Below are 7,690 nucleotides of genomic sequence, written 5' to 3' on the forward strand. Positions count from 1 at the left end.
TCTAAATCAGAATTAAAGAAAATAAAATCACTAGAAAAAGGATTAAATAGTAAAAGTTTTCGTAAGGAATTTGCTTTTAGTGGTCCGGGCCTTGAACGTATAAGTTTGGGAATTTTTGATTCTTTTGATTCTGAAGGTTTAAAGAAATCCGACAAAGCTGCCGCTCAATTTGATTATTATACCAATACTATTGGTTTAAGCCGCGAAACATTAAAAAGATATGGAGTTAGAGGTTTGTCTAAAATTATAGGTCACGAAATTGCCCACGGATTCAATCTTGATAAAAGTTTTACAAATCGCAAAGGACAAATTGCCGGGACTGTTGAAACTTTTAATAAAACTCCAAAACTAAATAAATCACAATCAAGTAAATTATTAAAAGAAATAAATAGTAGTTATATTATTTCTAATCGTCAAAAAGAAATAGGTGCTAATTTATACGAAAAATTGATTGGTAATGAGATTTATAAAAATAGCCGCGCGGCGGGCGGATTTATACCTAACTATGCCGACAATTTATTAACTAATATTAATAATCCTAATTTTCTAGAAAAATCAATAGCTAAATTATTTGGATTTAATTTAGTTACAGCCGAGAGTGACAAAGATTTAAAATCCAAAAATTTATCGGGCAGAATAATTGATACAACTGGAAATTTTTACAGGTATCAAAACCCAAAAACTGGCCTATTAAATGCTGCTTTGTTAAAGAAAAAATCTACCTCAGCTTTAGTTACGACGCCAAAGTTTTTGAATTTAGATAAATTTTCTGAGACTCAAATATCTAAGAGTCTACCGGAAAGTCGTTTAGCTAGTGATTTATTTAAAAAATATAATATTACACCGTCAAATGATAGAGATACTTATGGTAACCAATTAAATGAATTATCGAGAAAGGAATTTGGCGGTGATGCTTCTGTGTTCTTTAAAGGAACTCAAGGTTTACAAGGTCAACAAGTATTTAACAGCGATACCATATACGATAAGAAACTAGAAGTGCCCAGTCCAGAGAATTTATTTATACAAAAAGCTATTAAACCGAAAAAGGGTTCAAGTGAGATGAACTATCTGAACCAATTTTTAAAAGAATATCGGGTAGACATTGTAGGTGGAAGAAGTGGAGTGTTCGGTGGTATTCCATTAATGAAACAAAGAATTAAACCAAAAGCAGAAAGAGATAAGGATAAGAAGGCTGATGTTATTGAGGGTAATTTACATATAAACAAAAGTAATTTTGGATTTTTACGCCATCCAATTGACGCTTTTAAAGCCGTTGTACAAGCGCGTAAAGCAATAGAATCTATTGATCCAAAATTACGCGCCGGAGCAACTTTTGGCGCAGATACTTTTCCTGCAGGAGTTATTGAATTTAATCCTGTAACTAAATCTGGAGCTTCTGGGTCAGCCAGCCGAAACTTTTTAAGTTCTTTAATGACGGGAATTGGAATAAGAAGAGCTTCAAAAGAAAATGTTAATTATTTTACCGGACAAGGCAAAGATATTTTAAATTTAAGTGGTTCAGATCAAACTAAAAAATTCAAAGATTTAAATAAAGAATTACTAGAATTACAAAAAAGTGATTCGTATGCTTATTTAAAAGTTGCTAAAAATTTAAATGAATTAGGGTTTGGATTAACTATTGGCCGGGGCAAACAAAAAGAAGCTTTCGGCGGAGATAGAGCGTCTAATTTGTTTAAAAAATTAGGATTGGCCGGGGGATATGTTCCTAATTTTGCTAAACTAAGCTTTACTAGATTGGGAAGAGGGTCTTACGCAGAAGCTCATATTATTGGTGGTGACGACAAATTAAATAAATATTTAGTAAAGTCCCCGCTAGGAAGTATAAATAACGCCTTTGAAGAAACTAAAGATGCTTTAATTTTAGCTAGAAGATTGAGCCGTCGACAAAGAAAACATAAAAATTTTGATATTTTAAATCCAGTTAGTTTGGATGCAGGATTTATATCAGAAGAACACAGAAAGCAGATTAAAGAAAAATTTGGAGATCAAGCTTATTTACAAAGACTGGCTCCCGGTAAAGTTAGTAGTCTAAATGGTTATGAAAATGATGTAGAAGATTATTTAAATGATAAACTAGTTAAGAAAAAAAGTAAGGGAATGTTTGGGGATTTTCATGGGGGAAATTATTCTATAGATAAAAAGGGTAGAAGCTCAGTTTTTGATTTATATTACAATAATGATAAGTTGGGTTCGGATAGTGATTTTACTCCGAGCGGAAGTAGCGTTCATACTGGTTCGCAATCGCGTGGATTTATACCTAATTTTGCCATGCGGACTGTTTATCACGGAACTTCTGATCCTAGTTTTGCTGAGAAATTAAAACTAACTGGATTAAAAGGTCTGGCAAAGACTTTGAAAACAAGAGACTCAACAGGAACAAGTTTTACCGATAAATCTGACTTATACGATACAAATTCTAGGGGGTTATTTGTAACGGAAGATTTATCTGTTGCTAAAAAATACGCGGGAGACAAAGGATTTATTTTTAAGACTAATATAGATGATTCTAATTTTCTCGATCTATCAAAGCAGTCTAAGGCAGGACTCGGAGCAAATGATTTTTACGGAATTAGTAATAAAAAAGAATATAATAAATTAATTAAAGGAAAAACTGGAGTTACTTATAATGATAGAGAAAAAGCCGAAGGAAGCGGTAGATTTCTAGAGAAATTCCCCGGCCAAGAGATAACAAAAAATTATGTAATTTCTAGGGGATTAAAGGATTTGGATTTTGTAAAAGCAGCGGGTGGATTTATACCTAATTATGCAACTCAGACTAAATCCTATAGAGATTTAGACGGGGATGATATAACGGTTAAAGAAAGACAAAAGGGTAATTTATTTTCTAGAACTATTACAGATCAAACTGAATCTCGGACACCATTTAAAAGATTTACAAGAGGTATAAAATTCAACGTAGGAGATAAACCTTACGAAGCTGGAATTTCCTCTACTGGTATTCTATCTTTTAATCAAGCTAATTCTGAAAAATTTAATTTAACTAATGATAATCCTTTTAAAGTAATAAATGCGTTAAAAGAAAAATTACCGATTTTGTTAAAAAATGTTAAACATAAAAAAATAGAATTTTCGCCGCTTGAAGAAGTTCGGGGGAAATTATTTAATAGGGTTTTAAGTAGGATGGGGATTGAATTAAGTAAGGGTAATTTTGCAAGTGATTTAACTTTTGATAATCCGTACGCGCGCGCGGCTGATGGCCTCATTCCTAATTTCAACAATCCATTCAAGGATCAAATTTTATATCGCGGAGATTTATCAAAAAATCGCCCAGTAGCCCCGGATTCATTTTTTACCCCGCACCAAGCAACGGCGCAAAGATATTTAGATGATGCCGGTTCGCCCGGCGGATTTCTTGGTCGTAGTAACATTGACCAGACCTTATTGACCGCAAATGCCAAAAAAACAAAAGATTTTCTTGATATTTTACCAGTAAAATATAAAAGACAAACAGCCGCTGGTCTTTTGGGTTATAATATTGATCATAAAGATGCTTTAACTTTTGAAATTCCATCCGATCATCGTGGACTTTATGTAGAAGAGGGAAAATATCATGATTTTAAATCTGGAAAATATGATAAAATAATAAATGATGCGCCGCATAGCGCTTTAGCAGGTTTAAGAGGGTATGGATTTTCTTCAAATGATATAGCCAACGATTTAATTGGCGGTGGAAAATCTAGAAAAGATGCGGAAGACATGGTCGAACGATACCAGCAGAATAGAAATACGTTTTTTGACCCAGCTAAACAATTGCGAAAAGTAAAAGTTAATATTAGTAATCCTAAGATTTTTAAAAAAGGAGAGATTCTCGGATTAAATCCGGACCTTATCGCTCAAATTAAAAAAGATGGACACGATTCAGTAATTCGTTATGGTGCGGTTGGGGGAAGTTTTTCAAATACTGACAAACAGCCAGAAGTTGTAGTTTTTAATCCAAAAAATATAGAAGATTTAACGAATGCTTCGGGAGGTTACATTCCAAATTTTGTTAAACCTTATTTAGCTGGCCGTATAGCTAAAATTAAAAAAGAAAATTCTTTTCCCGTTGAATCTTCTTATGAATATTTAGCGAATAGGGAAAGTTATGAGAGAAAACGTCCTCGAATCACAAACTTTTTAAGAGAATTAACAGAAAAACATGGTAAAATAATTGGATTAGGCGGAGAAATATCTACTGAATTTTCTGAAAATGAAAATCCCTTGATTTTCAGTGGACAGAAAAACGCTAAGGCTAGACCTAAATTTGCAACACTTGATAAGCGTTTGGCCGCATCATATTCCATCGGAGCAATAAATTCAAAATTATCAAGTGAGAAAAGTTTAGACAGTCGGGTATCTAAAAATACAAGATTGGGGTACCTACATTCTCAAGAAGCAAATATTGATCAAGAATTTTATGGAAATTTTGGAATCGAAGATGCTAACAGGTCAAATTTTATTGGAAAATATAAGGAACCCAAAACTTTACGTGGACTTGGGAATTTATCAGAATCAGCGGTTTTTGACGCAGTAAAAGGAGGTTCGGGTCAAGAATTTTACGAAACTTTGTTTGATAATTTAAAAAAATCTAAAGGATCAATTGTTACAAGATTTGGTGAAAATGCAGGCGACTTACATGAAATTGATATTTCAAAATTAACTAAAGAGGAGGCTAGAAAATTAAAAAGAATTGTTAAAGGGCAAAACAGTTTACAATCATTCGCGGGCGGCTATATTCCAAACTTCAATAATCCATTAAAAAATGCAATAAGTCGGGAGCAAGCGGCGGGACTTCCGTTAAGTCAAATCCGCGTGGAAAATCACCCATCTTTGATTTCTGATTTAAATCCGGGCGGATTAGCCGTGACAAACAAACGTGATGAACCGGGTGGAATAACTCAAGGAATTAGCCGAGCTAGAAAAGAAGGAAGAAATCCCAAAACTTATGGTTCTTTAAATTCGGCCAACGGTTTAATTCCCAATTTCGCCCCCCAGACCTATTTTCCTCCAACTCCTCAATTTACAGAACAGGATGTAAAATATATAGGATTAACAGGAAATACTTCACGAGGCGGTCAAACTAAAATAGATGATTTTACTAAAAATATTAAATTATCTGACGAAGATTTATTACTACCAACTAGAGATTTAAAAGACAAAATTCGGGCTGGTATTACCGAAGCATTTAAAATTGATCCTAGATTTGTTGGAAAATCATTTGAAAAAGGAGCGGAAAAGATAGCTGATAATTTTGTCCAAACACAACAAGGAGCCATGATAAAGGCTTATCAAAAAAATCTTAAATCTGGCCAAGATAGTTATACAAAACAAGAATTAGTTGGAGGAGTTACTGATAAAATAAGTCAAAATACAGGTATATTTGGCTGGTTTAAAAATGCTAAAATTATTAGAGATATTAAATCAACTTCTGAATATAAGGGATTGGGTGCGGAAGGACAATTGGCGACGGACAAAGATTTAACCAACCTTAATTTAGGTGCTTCGGAAAAAAGACAAGCTAAATTACAAAGCAGAGCATTAGCTGTTTCATTTGGTCTTCCCGTACTAACCGGAGCGTTAACATCACAAATGAATCCGAACGATCCAAAGGCTAGAAGAGCCTCTGGTATTGCAGAAGGTGTTAGCACTGGTTTGAGTGTTGCATCTATTGGTGGGTTTACTGCGCCGGCCATTGCTGCCGGTATAGTCGTCGGTGGAATATCTGCTATCTCTGGTACACGTAAATCAAAAAGAAAATCCCAGGAACAATTAAGTGAACAATTAACCAATGTCCGTGGTAGATTTGAAGATTCTAGAAATGCAGTTTTGGGGACATTTCAAGCACAAGACACATTAAAAGAAGCTATAGAAAAAGGTGCAAGTTTAAGTCAAGTCCGCCAATTATCCCGGCAAGTTACTAATTCACTATCAGGAATACAAGATTCTTCTTTAAGAAAGAAAGTTGTTGCTGCGACAAACGACGAAGAACGGGCCAGTGCTCTAACTGAAGCTGATCAAGCTGGTATTAAACAAGTTTCTAGAGCCGGATTAGAATCTAAATTAGAGGAAGTCATCGCTCCAACCCGTGGGATATTATCAGATGCAACCGGTAGAACCAAAAATGTAGTTTTAAAACCTCAAGAGATTAAAGATATAGCTTCTTTAGTTTCTGGAGCAACTTCTTTAAAATTTGATAAAGAGGGAAAAGTAGACCAAAAACAATTAAGCGGATTACAAGAATTAAATAAAAAAGGTGATTTTGATATAGGTGATATTGAAAAAATAACGGGTAGCTTAAAAATTAGCCGAGAAGCTAGAAATCAACTTAATCAATTGACAGCAGAAGGTCAAAAAGATATAGCCAAAGAGGTCGTAGAAAGACAATTAAGTTATGCCGCGCTGAGCAAAAATAACGAAGGGTTAATTAAATATAACAATTTATTATTAAGGGTTGGTAGAACTTTAGATACTTTAAGTAGCAATTTGGATTCTAAGTTCAAAATGCAAAATATTAATACCGCCGGAATTAGAGATCGGGCGATTTCCGGGGCGTCGCAATCATTGGCTGGAATTGGTGAGTTTTTGTCCCCAGAGGCTAGGCTTAAACAAGAAAGTTCAATTAGTGAGAAACAAATAGAAAATCAAAGGATTTCAACTATTAATGAAGCGGCGACAGGCTGGGTCAAAAGTTTAAGAGATTTAGAAAATGCCGTTCCAGAAGCTATGAAGGGTAATGAAGGTGGACAGGAGGGCGGAGGAGGATACTCAGCAAAAGGCGAACCCCTTAAAAAAGAATTTAGAGAAATTTTAACTAAAGTTATTGCTAATGGAAAATCCGATCCTGTATCCGCCGGACTAGAAGGATCAAAACAATTAGATATTTTACTTGGTAAACTCAATAAAGAAACCGATCCAAATGGCAAATTAAGAGAAGCAATTTTAAAATTTACTCAAAATTTAAACCAAGGTGTTAGCGGAGCGGATACAACCGCCGCCAATAGTAAAGCCGCCCTAGATCAAACCACCAAAATCAACGAATTAATTATTTCTTTACAAAGATCACAAAATTTTCTCGGCGGAGGAACTTTTGAATCTTCCAAAGATTTAGATTTTAGTAAAATACAAAGTTCTTCAGAGTTAAGAAAACAATTCAAAAATGATTCAACTAATCCTTTCAAAGATAGAATTTACAAAAGTCGTGGAAATAGTTTTGATGATTTTTTCCAAGGTAAACAAATTGACGAAAAAGCAGAAACCGAGCGCCGGGCTTCAAATTTTGGGACTTTAGCTTCTGGTAGCTTGCAATTAAGCCAATTAGGTTTACTAGACAAAAAAGGAACCCAAAAGGCTAGATATGAAGTAGCCGCTGCCGAAAAAGCTCAATTAGAAAATCAATTAAATAATTTACAAGAGATTGGTGAAAATACTGGAGATTTTGATCTTTTAGATAATATAAAAAGTGCTAGAAATTCTGGAATGGTTAATGAGTCTTCCGCAGCCCGCGCCCTAAAACAAATTCCTTTACGAGCCGATGAGGGCGCGAAGGACGCCAAGGGCGACACCAATCCATTATCTATATTAGCTGGATTAAGTGGACCTTTGGGGGCTTTAAGCGAAAATATAATTAGTTTAAATAGTAAATTTGCAGAAGGTGTTCAAGGTAATTTTA

The 7,690-nt window shown here is 34.5% G+C and carries 1 protein-coding gene; it reads left to right on the top strand.

Going from position 1 to position 7,690, the window contains the following annotated elements:
- Positions 1 to 7,690: hypothetical protein (locus ACKVOD_RS13040; RefSeq protein WP_409209903.1), on the top strand; the 7,690-nt coding region annotated here is incomplete at both ends.

Origin of the sequence: Flavobacterium sp. (assembly GCF_046155325.1) — a bacterium.
Taxonomy (GTDB): domain Bacteria; phylum Bacteroidota; class Bacteroidia; order Flavobacteriales; family Flavobacteriaceae; genus Flavobacterium.